This is a genomic window from Xanthomonas sp. WHRI 10204 (assembly GCF_040202875.1).
Classification (GTDB): domain Bacteria; phylum Pseudomonadota; class Gammaproteobacteria; order Xanthomonadales; family Xanthomonadaceae; genus Xanthomonas.
In genome coordinates this window covers 1,808,712-1,823,602 of the sequence record NZ_JBEGDW010000001.1, presented here as the reverse complement: position 1 = coordinate 1,823,602, position 14,891 = coordinate 1,808,712, and the positions used below count along the sequence as shown (strand labels likewise).

At 65.3% G+C, this 14,891-nt stretch carries 11 protein-coding genes, 1 tRNA gene, 1 other RNA gene and 1 pseudogene; 5 read left to right on the top strand and 9 right to left on the bottom strand.

Annotated features, from left to right (window positions below; genetic code table 11):
- Positions 1-15: 15 nt before the first annotated feature.
- From cydC to ABQZ00_RS07935, 3 genes are all read right to left on the bottom strand, one after another.
- Positions 16-1,692, bottom strand: coding sequence for a thiol reductant ABC exporter subunit CydC (gene cydC, locus ABQZ00_RS07945; RefSeq protein WP_323537155.1), 1,677 nt, complete (start codon positions 1,690-1,692; stop codon positions 16-18).
- The gene (gene cydD / locus ABQZ00_RS07940) at positions 1,689-3,440 is read right to left on the bottom strand and encodes a thiol reductant ABC exporter subunit CydD (RefSeq protein WP_323537433.1); all 1,752 of its coding nucleotides are present in this window, start codon (positions 3,438-3,440) and stop codon (positions 1,689-1,691) included. The genes cydC and cydD overlap by 4 nt, the downstream gene beginning before the upstream one ends.
- 9 nt (positions 3,441-3,449) lie before the next feature.
- Positions 3,450-3,525: non-coding RNA, sX9 sRNA (locus ABQZ00_RS07935), on the bottom strand.
- A gap of 201 nt (positions 3,526-3,726) precedes the next feature.
- On the opposite strand from ABQZ00_RS07935, the pseudogene ABQZ00_RS07930 reads away from it, so the two are divergent.
- The 5 genes and pseudogenes from ABQZ00_RS07930 to ABQZ00_RS07910 all read left to right on the top strand — a co-directional run bounded on the left by ABQZ00_RS07930 (position 3,727) and on the right by ABQZ00_RS07910 (position 8,223).
- Positions 3,727-5,364 (top strand): annotated as a pseudogene (locus ABQZ00_RS07930) (cytochrome ubiquinol oxidase subunit I).
- 16 nt (positions 5,365-5,380) lie between these two features.
- Positions 5,381-6,532, top strand: coding sequence for a cytochrome d ubiquinol oxidase subunit II (cydB, locus tag ABQZ00_RS07925; protein WP_323537156.1), 1,152 nt, complete (start codon positions 5,381-5,383; stop codon positions 6,530-6,532).
- A gap of 93 nt (positions 6,533-6,625) precedes the next feature.
- The gene (gene cydX / locus ABQZ00_RS07920) at positions 6,626-6,742 is read left to right on the top strand and encodes a cytochrome bd-I oxidase subunit CydX (RefSeq protein WP_323537157.1); all 117 of its coding nucleotides are present in this window, start codon (positions 6,626-6,628) and stop codon (positions 6,740-6,742) included.
- A 54-nt stretch (positions 6,743-6,796) separates the two neighbouring features.
- Positions 6,797-6,873, top strand: a tRNA-Pro gene (locus tag ABQZ00_RS07915).
- 123 nt (positions 6,874-6,996) lie between these two features.
- Positions 6,997-8,223 (top strand): CynX/NimT family MFS transporter, encoded by a 1,227-nt coding sequence (locus ABQZ00_RS07910; RefSeq protein WP_323537434.1) that lies wholly within the window; start codon positions 6,997-6,999, stop codon positions 8,221-8,223.
- Here ABQZ00_RS07910 and ABQZ00_RS07905 read toward each other — a convergent pair.
- The 6 genes from ABQZ00_RS07905 to ABQZ00_RS07880 form a co-directional block, all read right to left on the bottom strand.
- Positions 8,204-10,117: a CocE/NonD family hydrolase gene (locus ABQZ00_RS07905; protein WP_323537158.1), complete on the bottom strand. Its 1,914-nt coding sequence runs from the start codon at positions 10,115-10,117 to the stop codon at positions 8,204-8,206. The two genes, ABQZ00_RS07910 and ABQZ00_RS07905, sit on opposite strands and share 20 nt — an antisense overlap.
- A 284-nt stretch (positions 10,118-10,401) precedes the next feature.
- Positions 10,402-11,646 carry a glutamate-5-semialdehyde dehydrogenase gene (locus ABQZ00_RS07900; RefSeq protein ID WP_323537159.1) on the bottom strand — a complete coding sequence of 415 codons (1,245 nt, stop codon included), beginning with the start codon at positions 11,644-11,646 and terminating at the stop codon, positions 10,402-10,404.
- A 130-nt stretch (positions 11,647-11,776) separates the two neighbouring features.
- Positions 11,777-12,931 carry a glutamate 5-kinase gene (gene proB, locus ABQZ00_RS07895; RefSeq protein WP_323537160.1) on the bottom strand — a complete coding sequence of 385 codons (1,155 nt, stop codon included), beginning with the start codon at positions 12,929-12,931 and terminating at the stop codon, positions 11,777-11,779.
- Between the two features lie 13 nt (positions 12,932-12,944).
- Positions 12,945-13,205 carry a YciI family protein gene (locus ABQZ00_RS07890; protein ID WP_115527903.1) on the bottom strand — a complete coding sequence of 87 codons (261 nt, stop codon included), beginning with the start codon at positions 13,203-13,205 and terminating at the stop codon, positions 12,945-12,947.
- The gene (locus tag ABQZ00_RS07885; protein WP_055852323.1) at positions 13,205-13,567 is read right to left on the bottom strand and encodes a cupin domain-containing protein; all 363 of its coding nucleotides are present in this window, start codon (positions 13,565-13,567) and stop codon (positions 13,205-13,207) included. The genes ABQZ00_RS07890 and ABQZ00_RS07885 overlap by 1 nt, the downstream gene beginning before the upstream one ends.
- Positions 13,567-14,862: an argininosuccinate lyase gene (locus ABQZ00_RS07880; protein WP_323517620.1), complete on the bottom strand. Its 1,296-nt coding sequence runs from the start codon at positions 14,860-14,862 to the stop codon at positions 13,567-13,569. Before ABQZ00_RS07880 ends, ABQZ00_RS07885 begins: the two co-directional genes overlap by 1 nt.
- Positions 14,863-14,891 lie beyond the last annotated feature (29 nt).

Sequence of the window (14,891 nt, the reverse complement as noted above, 5' to 3'; positions counted from 1 at the left end):
CCGATCAAACACGTGTCACGGCAGCGGCTCCAGCACCCCGGCACGCATGCGGTAGCGCCGTTGCACTACGCCGGCAGGCACGCTGTCGTGGGTGATCATCACCAGGCTGCGCTGACCAAGCGCGGCCGACAGATCGATCAACAGGGCGTGCGCCGTGTCCACGTCCAGGCCGTCGGTGGGTTCGTCGAGCAGCAGGATGGGAGCATCGCGTAACAGCGCACGCGCAAGCGCAAGACGGCGAGCCTGGCCTGCGGAGAGCGTGGCGCCGTTTTCGCCCACCCAGGTGCCCAGACCATGGTGCGCTCTGGCCCAGTCGTGCAGGCGCACCTGCTGCAATACCTGCCACATGGCGGCATCGTCGGCATCTGCATCGCCGATGGCCAGATTTTCGCGCACGCTGCCGGCAAACACCGGCGCGTTCTGCGGCAACCAGGCGATGCGTCGATGCCATTGCGCCTGTGCACAGTGACGCAAATCGATGCCGGCGTAACTCACCTGCCCGGCCTGCGGGTCCCATAGCCGCAGCAGCAGCGCCGACAAAGTGCTCTTGCCGCTGCCGCTGTCGCCGCTGATGGCGATGCGTTCGCCAGCTGCCAGTGTCAGATCGAGCGCGTGCAGCACCGGCCGCACGCTACCGGGCCATGTAAACGACACCTGCTGCAGGTGCAGCGTGCCCGTGCGTGGCACGTCGACTGCCTGCACCGGCTCGCTGACCGACGGCGCTTGATCGACGATGGACTGCAGGCGCCGCGCCGCGACGCGCGCGCTTTGCAGTGCCTGCAAGGCCAGCCCGGCACCCGCCCATACCTCCAGCAGCGCCATGGTCAGAAACACCAGGCCTGCGGCCATGTCTGCTGCAATCAGCCCACGCTCGGCGGCGCTCAAGGCAAGCCACAACATGCCGGCCAGACCGATGGCCCCGCACACCGCATGCAGCAGGTTGCCGGCGATCAATCGACGGCGCTGCACGCGGTCGCCATCCATCACGGCCGCCGCAGCGGCGTCGAGCTGATGCAGCCAGGCGCCTTGCGCATCGATCGCCGCCAGATCGGCCGCACCTTCCAGACCTTCGAACGCCTGCGTGCGCAACACCGTGCGTTGCTGCGCGCGCAGCTGCTCGCGCTGCGCGCCACCACGTGCCACCTGCCAGGGCACCAGCCCGCCAATCAGCACACCAAGCGCCAGCAACAACCATGCGGCCGGCGGATAGATCAACGCAGCGGCACCCGTACCGGCCAACCAGATGCCGAGCAGCGCCGTCAGCGGCGCAAGCGCGCGCACGCTCAGGCCATCGACTTCGCCGATGTCGGACATCAACCGCGCCAACAGATCGCCGGTGCGCGTGGCCGACAACCGCCCTGGCGCAAGCGGCAACGCACGACGGAAGAACCACACCCGCAGATCGCGGGCGATACGCAAGGTGGCATCGTGGCCGATCAATTTTTCGCCATAGCGCGACACGATGCGCGCAAACGTCAATGCGCGGATGCCTGCCGAAGGCGAGAAGAAATTGAAGCCTGCCCCCATGCCTGCAACGCCAGCCAATGCCGCCGCCGTGAGAAAGCTGCCGGACAGACTCAACAGACCCACTCCGGCCAGCATTGTGACCAGCACCAGCAGCGCGGACAGCAGCAAGCGCCAGACATGCCGGCGAAACACCTCGCTCAGACGATCGTGGCGTGCGCCGCTCATGGCGCGCTTGCCGTCACGGTGGTGCCACGCAGATCGATCACCGTATCGGCCCAGCGCATCACTGCAGGGCTGTGCGTCGCCACTACCACTGCACGGCCGCGTGCGAGTACCCCGAGTGCGCGGAGCAATTCGGCTTCTGTGTCCGGGTCGAGAAACGCGGTGGGTTCGTCCAGCAGCAGCAGATCCGGCGCGCGCAATAGCAGCCGCGCCAATGCCACACGTCGTGCTTCGCCACCGGACAGGCCAAAGCCGCGTTCGCCGATCACCGTGTCCAGGCCCGCCGGCAGCTGCGCGGCAAAGCGCATGACTTGCGCCGCATCGGCCACTGCCTGCAGCTGCGCATCGCTGGCCTGCGGATCGGCCAGCCGCAGGTTGTCGGCAATGCTGCCGTGAAACAGATACGGCCGCTGCGTGGCATAGCCCACACGCGTGCCCGGGCGCAGCACCACACTGCCCGCTTCCGGTGACAGCCAGCCGGCCAGCCCTTCCAGCAAGGTGCTCTTGCCGCTACCGCTGGCACCGATCACCGCCACGCGCTGACTAGGCTGCAGGTCCAGCGAAAACTGCGTGATCACCGTGTGCGGCGCGCCAAGCGGACGCAGCGCCAGACCACGTGCCTGCAGCAACGGCCCGTGCGCCTGCGCAGGCTCCAAGGCGCGCGGCGGCGGCGCTGCAACTGGGGCAATGGCATCGGCTTCGGTCACAAAACCTTCCAGCAACCGCTCGGCCTCGGTCACGGCGGCCAGCGCATTGGCACGGTCGTGGTAATGCGCTGCAAGACGCCGCAACGGCGCAAAGAATTCCGGCGCCAACAGCAAGCAGAACATGCCCGCGCCCAGCGACGGCAACCCGTGCAGATCGAGCATGCCCAGATAGCTCAGACCGAAGTACAAGGCCACGATGGCCACGCTCACCGAGGCGAAGAATTCCAGCACCGTGGACGACAGGAACGCGATGCGCAGCACCTTGAGCGAGCGCTCGCGCACGCCTTCGGCCGCTGCGGCAATACCGCCCAATTCGGCCTCCCCGCGCCCGTACACACGCAGCAAGCCCAGCCCCTTCAGACGATCGGCAAAGTGCCCGCCCATCCGCGCCAGCTCGCCGAGCTGCTCGCGGCCTGCGGCTTCTGCGCCCCACCCCACCAGCATCATGAAGAATGGAATCAACGGCGCGGTCAGCAACAACACCAGGCCCACCACCCAGTCGACCGAAAACACCGCGATCAGGATCGCTGGCGGCACCAGCAGCATCTCGGTGCGCGCCAGCTGATAACCGACGAAGTAACCTTCCAGCGCATCGGTATGCGCCAGGCTCAACTCGCCCAGTTCACCGCTGCGTTGCCGGCGCAACCACAGCGGCCCATGCTGCATCAGCCGACGCGCAATGCGCACCCGCAGTTCGCGCTTGGCCACATCGGCCACTTCGCCGGTCAGCGATTGCGCCCACCCCGTGAGCACGGCGCGCCCAAGCATTGCGAGCAGCAACCCGATGCCCACATGACGCAGCTGCGCCAGCGCCAGGTGCTGCACCAGCACCGCCTGCACCAACCACGCAATGGCCGCCGATTGCGCAAGCAACAACACGCCAGACAGCGCCACCGCCACACCGGACAGCCGCCGGGCCCGTGCAGCGGGTGCGGCAAGCGCATCCAGCCATTGGCCGCGTTGACGGCGCTGGGCGGGCGTTTCGCTGGCTTGCACGCTGGGCTGGCTCACATGGCTCTCTTCAGGCGGTGCATCGCAGGCGATTGTAAGAGCGGCTAACAAAACGTCGCGAGCAGTCGTCAGGTGGGTGCGGACGGCGCGGAGGAACCGGAGTGTACAGGTGGTACATGCCGATTCCGAGCACCGGCCGCGCCCGCCTGGCGGCTGCACAGTAGTTTTGTTAGCTGCTCCAAGTCGCCACTGTCCACTGCGGGATGGACAGTGTGCCGCACGCGATCGGGGCCGCATTGATTTGAATCAACGCGCGTAACGCAGCGGCGGCAGATGATCGGCCACGTTGCTCACCGATACTCAACCAGGCCACCCCGCCATGATCGACTCGACCGTTGTCGAACTCTCGCGGCTGCAGTTTGCAGTCACCGCGATGTACCACTTCATCTTTCCACCGCTGACCATGGGCCTGTCGTTCCTGCTCGGCATCATGGAAAGCGTCTACGTCATGACCGGCAAGCCGATCTGGCGGCGCATGACCATGTTCTGGGGCGTGCTGTTCGGCATCAACTTCGCCATGGGTGTGGGCACCGGCATCGTGATGGAGTTCGAGTTCGGCATGAACTGGTCGTACTACAGCCATTACGTGGGCGATATCTTCGGTGCACCGCTGGCGATCGAAGGGCTGATGGCCTTCTTTCTCGAGGCGACCTTCCTGGGCCTGTTTTTCCTCGGCTGGAATCGCCTAAGCAAGGTGCAGCACCTGATCACCACCTGGCTGGTGGCCTTGGGCAGCAACTTCTCCGCGCTATGGATCCTGATCGCCAACGGCTGGATGCAGAACCCGACCGGCGCGGTATTCAACCCGGACACCATGCGCATGGAAGTGGTGGATTTCATGGCGGTGCTGTTCAACCCGGTGGCGCAGGCCAAGTTCGTGCATACCGTCAGTGCTGGTTACGTGCTCGGCGCAGTGTTCGTGATGTCGATCAGCGCGTTTTACCTGCTGCGCGGCAAGCACGCCGAGATGGCGCGCCGCTCGTTCGCAGTGGCCGCGGCCTTCGGTCTGCTGTCGTCGCTGTCGGTGGTGGTGTTGGGCGACGAGAGCGGCTACGCCGCCAACGAGCACCAGAAAATGAAGCTGGCCGCGATCGAAGCGATGTGGGAAACCGAAGCCGCGCCGGCGGATTTCACTGCCTTCGGCATTCCCAATCAGCAGACCCATCGCAACGACTACGCGATCAAGATTCCGTATCTGATGGGGCTGATCGCCACACGTTCGTTGGATACGCCCATCCCCGGCATCCTGGAACTCGTTGGGCGTGCCGAGCATCGCATCCGCGGTGGGCAGATCGCCTACGGCGCGCTGCAGCGTATCCGCGCCGACACCAATGATGCCGAAGCGCGCAAGGTCTTCGACGCCCATTGGCAGGACCTGGGACACGGCTTGCTGCTGAAGCGTTACCGCGACGATATCGGCAATGCCACGCCCGAGCAGATCGCGCAGGCGGCGATGGATACGGTGCCACGCGTGCTGCCGCTGTTCTGGACCTTTCGCATCATGGCCGGCATCGGCATCTATCTCATCGCCTTCTTCGCCATTGCGTTCTGGTTCGCCTGCAAACACACCTTCCAGGAAAAGCGCTGGTTCCTGACCTTGGCGGTGTGGACGCTGCCGCTGCCGTGGATCGCGATCGAATGCGGTTGATTCGTGGCCGAGTACGGCCGCCAACCGTGGGCGGTGGAAGGCGTGTTGCCCACGTTCTACGCCGCATCGGGTCTGGATCTGTACGAGATCGTGCTGACGCTGGTGGGCTTTACAGCGCTGTACACCACGCTGCTGGTGATCGCGATCAAGTTGTCGCTCAAGACCATCCACAGTGGCCCGGACGTACTGTTCCCGCCGACGCAACCCAGCGCGTCGCCTTCCCTGCCGCAAGGTCATGCCCCGATGAGTCATGACCCGTTGAGTCACCCACCGTTGAGCTCCGGCGCCGTGGCCGGCAGCGCACCGTAACCCAGGAGAGACCGTGATGGATTTCGTATTGCTCGACTACACAACTTTACGTGTGATCTGGTGGCTGCTACTCGGCGTGCTGCTGTCCGGTTACGCAGTGATGGGCGGCTTCGATCTGGGTGTCGGCGCGCTGCTGCCGTTCGTTGCCAAAAACGATGCCGAACGCCGGCTGGCGATCAACACCGTCGGCCCGGTCTGGGAAGGCAATCAGGTATGGCTGATCCTGGGCGGCGGCGCGATCTTCGCCGCGTTCCCGCCGCTGTATGCGGTGAGTTTTTCCGGTTTCTATCTGGCGATGTTCGTGATGTTGTTTGCGCTCATCCTGCGGCCGGTCGGCTTCAAGTTCCGCGGCAAACTGGTGAATCAACGCTGGCGCAGTACATGGGACTGGGCATTGTTCGTCGGCGGTTTGATTCCGGCGCTGATCATGGGTGTGGCGGTTGGCAATGTCGTGCTGGGTGTGCCGTTCCATTTCGACGACAGCATGCGCACGTTCTACACCGGCAATCTGTTCGGGCTACTGAAGCCGTTTGCCTTGCTCGCTGGCCTGCTCAGCGTGGCGATGCTGATCGCCCACGGCGCGGCGATGCTGGTGCTCAAGACCGATGGACCGGTGGCCGACCGTGCCGCGCGTGTCGGCAGCACCGCCGCGATGGCTGCGCTGGCGTTGTTTGCTGCAGCCGGTGTCTGGGTGGCGCTTGGCTTGCCGGGCTATGCGGTGACATCGGTGCTGGCGACCGATGCGCAGACCAATCCGTTGGCCAAGACCGCAGCACTCACGGCCGCTGGTGGCTGGCTGCACAACTACAGCAGCATGCCGGCCACCTTGATGGCGCCGCTGCTCGGCCTGCTCGGGCTCGCAATGAGCGCAGTGCTGTTGCGCGCGCGACGCGGCGGCCTGGCGTTCATTGCGTCGGGCAGCGCCATCGTCGGCATCGTCTTTACCGTGGGCTTTGCGCTGTTCCCGTTCCTGCTGCCGTCGTCCACTGCACCGAGTGCCAGCCTGACGCTGTGGGATGCCTCCAGCAGCCGCCTCACGCTGTGGATCATGTTGCTGGCCACCACCGTCTTCATGCCGATCATCCTGGCCTACACGGCGTGGGTGTATCGCGTACTCAGGGGCAAGGTCACTGCCGAGGAACTCTCAGCCAATCCCAATGCGTATTAGCTGACGCAATGGCTGCGACGCCAGCAGGTCGTCGCAGCCGCGCTCGCCTTCCCACACACAAACTCTCTCTCACCGTTTTTCAGGAGCACAACGATGTGGTACTTCGCCTGGATTCTCGGCACCGGCCTGGCGGCATTGGCCGCTATCCTCAACGGCATGTGGTTCGAAGCACGCGAGCCCGAGCGTGCGCATCGGCCGCAAGAAAAATAATTGCGACAGATGCTTGCCGATTGCGCATTCCCTATGTAACATACGCGGCTCCTTCGGGGTGTAGCTCAGTCTGGTAGAGCGCTACGTTCGGGACGTAGAGGTCGCAGGTTCGAATCCTGTCTCCCCGACCAGTTTCAAAACACAAAACCGGCCTCGTGCCGGTTTTGTGTTTTCAGGCGCCGTCGCACGGCTGTGCACGGTGCGGATGGTCTGTCATGTCTGTTGTCACTGCCGCCTTGTCCCCGTCTGCCCAATTGCGTGGGCGCGGCCTGGTGCTGGCCGCTATTTTGTTGTCCGCATTCAACCTGCGCACGGCGGTGACCTCACTCACTCCGCTGCTGGAACGCATCGCCGACGAATACGCGTTCGGTGCGCCGACCATGGGCGCGCTCGGCATGTTGCCCACTGCCGCATTTGCCTTGACCGGCGTTGCAACGCCAGCCGTCTTGCGTCGCTTCGGCCTGCTGCGCACGGCGCTGTTGTCGATGGCGCTGGCCACGCTCGGGCTGGTATTGCGCCCGCTGCTGCCGGGCACTGGCGGGCTGCTGGTGGGCTCGCTGGTGGCGCTGGCCGGCATGGGCATGGGCAACGTGGTGTTGCCGCCGTTGGTGAAGCGTTACTTTGGCGACCGCGTGGGCCGCGTCAGCACGCTGTACATCACCGTGCTGCAGGTCGGCACCCTGTTGCCGGCGTTGATGGCGGTGCCGGTGGCCGACGCGCTCGGCTGGCGCAGCTCGATGGTGGTGTGGGTACTGCCGGCGCTGCTCGCATTGGCGGCCTGGGCGCTGGTGCACACCAACCAGGGCCGTCTGCGTGCGACCGGCCCGGCGCCGGTCACGCCGACCCCCGAGGCCGAAGGACGGGTCGCACGCACCGCCTTGGGCTGGAGCATGGCGATCACCTTCGGCATGACCTCGTTGGTGACCTATTCGATGTTCACCTGGCTCCCCACGCTGCTGCGCGAGGCCGGCGCCTCGCCTGCATTCGGCGGCACCATGGTCGCGCTGTTCGCCGCGCTGGGCATGATCGGTGCGTTGACCATGCCGGCATTGGCAGTGCGCATGCGCAACCCGTTCCCGATCGTGCTGCTGTGCGCGGCCTGCCATCTGATCGCGTTTGCCGGGCTGTGCTGGGCACCGCTGGCGGCGCCGATCCTGTGGGTGACCTTGCTCGGCCTGGGGCCCAGCACCTTTCCGCTGGCGCTGGTGCTGGTCAACCAACGCAGCCGCACTGCTGCGGGCTCGGCCGCGCTCTCGGGTTTTTCGCAAGGCGTGGGCTATGCGGTGAGCTGCCTGGGGCCGTTTCTGTTCGGCTGGCTGCATGCGCATCGCGGCGGCTGGACAGCGCCGTTCGGGTTTCTGGTGATCTGCATCGTGGTGCAGCTGGCCGCCGCCTGGGTGGCCTGCCGCCCACAGCTGCTGGAAGACCTATGGGCGCCGCCGGCACGCGGCGCCCGTGCAGTCAGCGCACCGGCAGACTGATGTAGCTGGGCTGCTCCGGCGTCACGTAGACGCGCTGGGTGGCCTTTTGATAATCGCCCGGCTTGGCGAAGAAGAGATTCGGCACGTAAGTCTGCGGGTTGCGGTCGTACAGCGGGAACAGGCTGGATTGCACCTGCACCATCACCCGGTGGCCTTTCTGGAAGGTGTGATTGGCGGTGGGCAGGCCAAACTCGAACGCCAGCGGTTGATTGGCCGCCAGCGGCTTGGGCGTGCTGAAACTCTCGCGATAGCGGCCGCGGAAGATCGCCAGCGACACCGGCAGTTCATAGCCGCCCATCTTCGGGCTGGATGCCATCTCATCCGGATACACATCGATCAGCTTGACCACCCAGTCGCTGTCGCTGCCACTGGTGGAGGCCTGCAGATGCACGTCGGGCGCACCGGCGATCTGCAACGGTTCGGTCAGCGGTTCGGTGACGAAGGTCAGCACGTCGGGCCGGCCGTCCACAAAGCGCTGGTCGTGCACCAGCCAGGTGGTCCACATGCTGCGGTCGCCAAAATCCACCGGGCGCGGCACGAACGGCACCGGCTTGGCCGGGTCGGAAACGTATTCTTCAAACGCGCTCTGCCCGGCAGCGGGTTTGTCGAAGGACAGCTTGCCGCCGGCCTGCAGATACAGCGGTTTGCTCGCCGACGCGCAGCCCTTGTCGCAACTGCGCGGCCAGGACTGCAGACTATCCCAGCGGTTCTCGCCGGTGTCGTAGATGAAGACCGGCGGCGTGCTCACCTTGGGCGCGCCATCGACCAGGTATTGGTCGAAAAACGGGCGCAACACATCGCGGCGGAACTGACGCGCGGTATCGCCATCGAACGTGAGTGCGCCCAACGTCCCGCCATCGGCATTGACCTGACTGTGCCGCCACGGCCCCATCACCAGATAGTTGAGCGTGTTGCGCGTATCGCGCGGTTCCATTGCCGCGTAGCTGTGGATCGCGCCCCACATGTCTTCCTGGTCCCACAGGCCCTGCAGCCACATCGTGGGCACCTTGAGCGGCGTGCGCGCCATCACCTTGTCCAGCGCCTGCTCCTGCCAGAACGCATCGTAGGCCGGGTGTTCGGTGAGCTTGTGCCACCACGGCAATTGCTCCAGCCCTGCTGCCTTGGCGAAATCCCCGGCCGACCCGGCCTGCAGGAAATTGCTGTAATCGTCCTGCCCCTGGCGCGGGATGCCGGCGCCCTTGCCGCGCTTGCTGAGCTGTCCGGTGAAGTAGTCGAAGTTGACCTGGCGGAACGCGCCGTAATTGAACCAATCGTCGCCCATCCAGCCATCGATCATCGGGCTTTCCGGCGCGGCCACCTTCAATGCGGGATGCGGATTGGTCAGCGCCATCACCACGGTGAAGCCCTCGTAGGACGAGCCGATCATGCCGACCTTGCCGTTGGATTCGGCGACGTTCTTGACCAGCCAGTCGATGGTGTCCCACGCATCGGTGGCGTGATCCACAGCGCTGGGATTGAGTGCGCCACGCAACGGGCGGGTCATCACGTAGTCGCCTTCGGAGCCGTACTTGCCGCGCACGTCCTGGAACACGCGGATGTAGCCGCCTTCCACAAACACGTCGTCGCCGAGCGGCAGCAGATCCTTCATGTGCGGCGATGCCAGCCGCTCGCTACGACCGCTGGCATCGTAGGGCGTGCGCGTCAGCACCATCGGCGCATGGCGCGCGCCCTTGGGCATCACGATCACGGTGTGCAGCTTCACGCCGTCGCGCATCGGGATCATCACCTCGCGCTTGATGTAGTCGTTGGCAGCGTCACTTGCCACGAACGGCTTGCCGGTGATGTCCGGCGTCATCGGCGAGGTCTGTGCGACTGCGCTGCCGGTGGCGGCGGCAATGGCGGTGGCAAGCAGGCAGGCGGCAAAGCGGCGCATCGACGACTCCGGAACGTGCGGGGTAATCGTCGACTGTAGGCAGGTGGCGGGCTGCCGGGGGAGTGTCAAAGGTCGTGGTTGGCGGGCTAGGCGTGCGGTAGTGGCTGCGGATGGGCCTGGATGCGGTGCACGGCTTTGCACGCACGGTGGTTGCGGACCGTGGCGCATGCAGTGTTGCGTAAGCTCACGATGCCACCCCCCTTCAACCAAGGGCGTGGCATCGATGCCTCAACAGCTCGAGGCTCGCTGGCGGGCAACCACACGCCTGATCCGCCGCGTGCCGATCAGTGCCGCACCTGGCCTTGCCCACGCACCACAAAGCGCTCCACGGTGAGCGCTTCCAGGCCCATCGGGCCATAGGCATGCAGACGCGTGGTCGAGATGCCAATCTCGGCGCCCAGGCCAAGTTCGCCTCCATCAGAGAAGCGCGAAGAGGCGTTGACCATCACCACCGCCGAGCGCAGCGCATGCACGAAGCGCTCGGCGTTTGCGGCGTCTTCGGTGACGATGACTTCGGTATGGTCCGAGCCGTACTGACGGATATGGGACAGTGCGGTGTCCAGGTCCGCAACCACGCGGATCGCCAGAATCAGATCCAGATACTCGGCGGCATAGTCGTCGTCGCTGGCGGGCGCGATGTCGTGCACTAACGCGCGCGTTGCCGCATCGCCCCGCAACTCCACGTTGCGGGCGCGCAGCGCAGCGGCGGCCAGCGGCAGAAAGCGCTCGGCGATGTCCGCATGCACCAACAGCGTTTCCAGCGAATTGCACGCCGATGGCCGGCTCGCCTTGCCATCGACCAGTAGACGCACGGCACGCTCCATATCGGCCGATGCATCCACAAACAGATGGCACACGCCCTTGTAATGTTTGATCACCGGCACGCGCGCGTGTTCGGCGACAAAACGAATGAGCCCTTCGCCACCGCGCGGAATCGCCAGGTCGATGATGTCGCTGAGCTGCAGCAACTCCAGCATGGTCTCGCGGCGCAGATCCTCGACCAACGTCAATGCCGCTTCCGGAACGCCGGCCTCGCGCAAGGCGCGCTGCAACGCACGCGCAATGGCGGTGTTGGACTGGATCGCTTCCGAGCCGCCACGCAGGATCACGCCATTGCCGGCCTTGATGCATAGCGCGGCCGCATCGGCGGTGACGTTGGGGCGTGCCTCGTAGATCATCGCGATCACGCCCAGCGGCACGCGCACCTTTTGCACGCGGATGCCATTGGGGCGCGTGTCGTCGCGCGTGATCTGACCGACCGGGTCCGGCAACTGCGCCACCTCGCGCAATGCCGCCGCGATGCCGGCCAGGCGCGCGTCGTCCAGCGCCAGCCGATCGAGCATGGCGCTAGCCGTTCCCTTCGCACGCGCCGCCTCAAGATCGCGCGCGTTGGCAGCCAGGATCAATACGGCATCAGCTTCCAGTGCCGCAGCCATCGCTTCGAGCAAGGATTGCTTTGCCTCAGCAGAGAGTTGCGACAGTACCTGCGCGGCATCGCGACATTGCAGAGCGAGCGTTTTGATGGTCATTTGGGGGCCGGGAGTGGGGATTCGGGAATGGTAAAAGCACGCGATATCACTTTACTGCGACGGAATCGGCGCCGGGAGAAGTTCGGTGACACGCGTTTGCGATTCCCCATTCCCGATTCTCCATTCCCCGCTACAAAAGCACCAAATCGTCGCGATGCACCACGTTCTCGCCATAGCTGTAACCGAGCACGCTGTCGATCTCGCGCGAGTGGCGGCGCGCAATCCGGCGGATATCCAGCGCCGAATACTGGCTGACGCCACGTGCCAGACAGCGCTCGCCGTCGGCATCGCGCAAACGGATCTCCACCATGTCACCGCGACGGAAGTCGCCTTCGGCACCGGCCACGCCGCCCGGCAACAGCGATGCGCCCTTGTCGCTGAGCGCGGCTGCAGCGCCCGCATCGATCAGGATGGCGCCCGCCTCCACCGGTGAATGACGCAGCCAGTATTTGCGTGCCGCGATGCGCGTGCGTGCGGCGTGGATGCGCGTACCGCTCAGGCGATCCTGCGCCAGCCCACGTACCACCTCGCCGCTGCGGCCATTGAACAGATAGGTTTCGATGCCGGCCGCGCCCGCCTTTGCGGCGGCTTCGAGCTTGGTGCGCATGCCGCCGGTGCCCACGCTGCTGCCACTGCCGCCAGCCATCGCCATCACCTGCGGCGTGAGCTCGGGAACATCGTCGAGCGGCCGCGCCAATGGGTTGCTGCGTGGGTCGGCGCTGTACAGGCCGTCGATGTCGGTGGCGATGAACAGCGCATCGGCATCGACCAGCGCGGCGACGATTGCAGCCAGATTGTCGTTGTCGCCCAGCTTGAGCTCGTCCACCGACACGGTGTCGTTCTCGTTGATCACCGGCAGCGCGCCCAACCGCAACAACTCGCCCAAGGTGGCGCGGGCATTGAGATAACGACGACGGTTGCGCAGGTCGTCGTGCGTGAGCAACACCTGCGCGACCGGCCGTTCGAAAAAGCGTTGCCACAGCGCGATCAACTGCGCCTGACCCAGCGCAGCCAGCGCCTGTCGCGCTGCGATCGGCGCGCCGATCTCGGCAGCCTTCGGCAGGATTGCGCGGCCTGCGGCCACCGCGCCCGACGACACGATCACCAGTTCACGCCCGGCCGCCAGATTGGCCGAGACGAACTGCGCCAACCCCAGCGCAAAACGCGGCGACAGGCCACCGCCATCGGCGGCAAGCAGGCTGCTGCCGACCTTGAGCACCGCGCGCCGCCATGGCGGCAGCGGTTGCTCGGTAAAGGGCGATGCCGTGCCTGCGGGCGTACTCATGGGGGCAAGGTACTCAGAACGTGTTCCATTCGTAGACGGTCAGTGTGGACGCATCGCGCAGCACCAGGGGGTCGCGCGCGACGATCCGCTTGGCCTCCTCCAGACTGTCGACGTTGACCAGCACATACGCCCCACCGGAGCGATCGCTGAAACCACCGGTCAACTCCAGCTGCGCGGCGGCTCGCAGTTCCTCCAGAAACGCCAGATGCGGCTCCACCACATCGGCGGGAAAAGTCGCATTGCGGATCGCCAACACCAGATAGCGCGTCTTCATCAGCCTGCGTCCTTGATGCGTGCGGCCGCTGACGTGCGTTCGCGACCATGCGGTGCGGAAATCACCAGAAAGCGCGCTTCCACGTCCGACAGATTGTGCATCTGATGGGTAGACCCCGGCGGCACGTGCAAGCCCTGCCCGACACGCAGCACATGTTGCGCGCCGTCCAGCTGCAGCATCACTTCACCGGCCACGACGTAGAAAAAATGCCGTGCGCGACTATGCCGATGGCGCAACTCTGCGGCGCCTGGCGGCATGCGTTCTTCGAGCACGCTTAAGTTGGGATCACGCAAAAGATGCCAGCCTTCGCAGGCCTCACCCCAGGGGTAATGCTCGGCCGTGTCGGTGCTGATCATGGCCATCAGCGCAGCGCCTGCCAACGCGCGCGCAACACATCCAGTTGCAGATCGGCTGCGGCACCGGGCGAGACGCGCGCGGCCAGGCTGCCTTCCGGCGTGCGTCCCTGCCCTGCGCTCTCGGATGCTTCCGCGGCAGCCTTGTAGGCATCGCGAAACGGCACACCAGCCACGGCCGCTTCCACCGCCACATCCGTGGCGTACATGCCCGAGTCGATCGCTGCATGCAACTTGTCCGGGCGCCATTCCAGATTGGCAAGCAACGCAGGCAACAATTCCAGCGCAGCCAGGCCACGGCCGAAACCGTGCACGATGGCGCCCTTGCTGCTCTGCAGATCGCGGTGGTAGCCGGAAGGCAGCGACAGCAGTTGTTCGATCTCGGTGCGTGCGGCCGCCACGCTGGCATGGGTAGCGCGCATCAGTTCGATCACGTCCGGGTTGCGCTTGTTCGGCATGATCGAGCTGCCGGTGGTGTACTGCGCCGGCAACGCGACGAAAGCGAATTCGCCGCTGGTGAACAGCGACAGATCCCAGGCGATACGGCGCAAATCCAGCGTGGCGCTGCCCAGTGCTTCGAGTGCGGCCAGCTCGTATTTGCCACGCGACAGCTGCGCGTAGATCGGCGACACCTGCAGACGTGCAAAACCGAGTTCGGCAGTGGTGTGCGCACGGTCCAGCGGAAGATTGACGCCGTACCCGGCGGCGGTGCCGAGCGGGTTGCTGTCCACCAGGTGCAGGGTATCGGTCGCGCGCACGGCGTTATCGATAAATGCCTCTGCCCAGCCCGCCCACCACATGCCTGCCGACGACACCACCGCACGCTGGATATGCGTATAGCCCGGCACCGGCAACGCGGCTTCGGCCTGCGCGCGATCCAGCGCCACTTTGGCGATCTCGCGGCTGAGCTCGGCCACGCGCTGCAGCTTGTCCTTCAGCCATAGCCGCGTGGCGACCAGAATCTGATCGTTACGACTGCGACCGGTGTGGATCTTGCGCCCGGCATCGCCCAGACGTTCGGTCAAGCGCGCTTCGATCGCCGAATGGCAATCTTCGTACTGCGCATCGAGCACGAACGCGCCGCTGCGAAAATCGTCCGCCAGCAGATCGAGTTGTTCGCTCAAGCCGCCCAGCTCTTGCAAGGACAGGATGCCGATGTGCTGCAGCCCCTGCGCATGCGCCTTGCTGGCTGCGATGTCGTGCAGGAAGAATTCGCGATCCAGGATCACGTCGTCGCCGGCCAGAAACGTCTGGATTTTGGCGTCCACCGCAACACCGGGCTTTTGCCACAACAGATTAGTCATTTGGGTCCTTTTTGCGGGACTGGGGACCG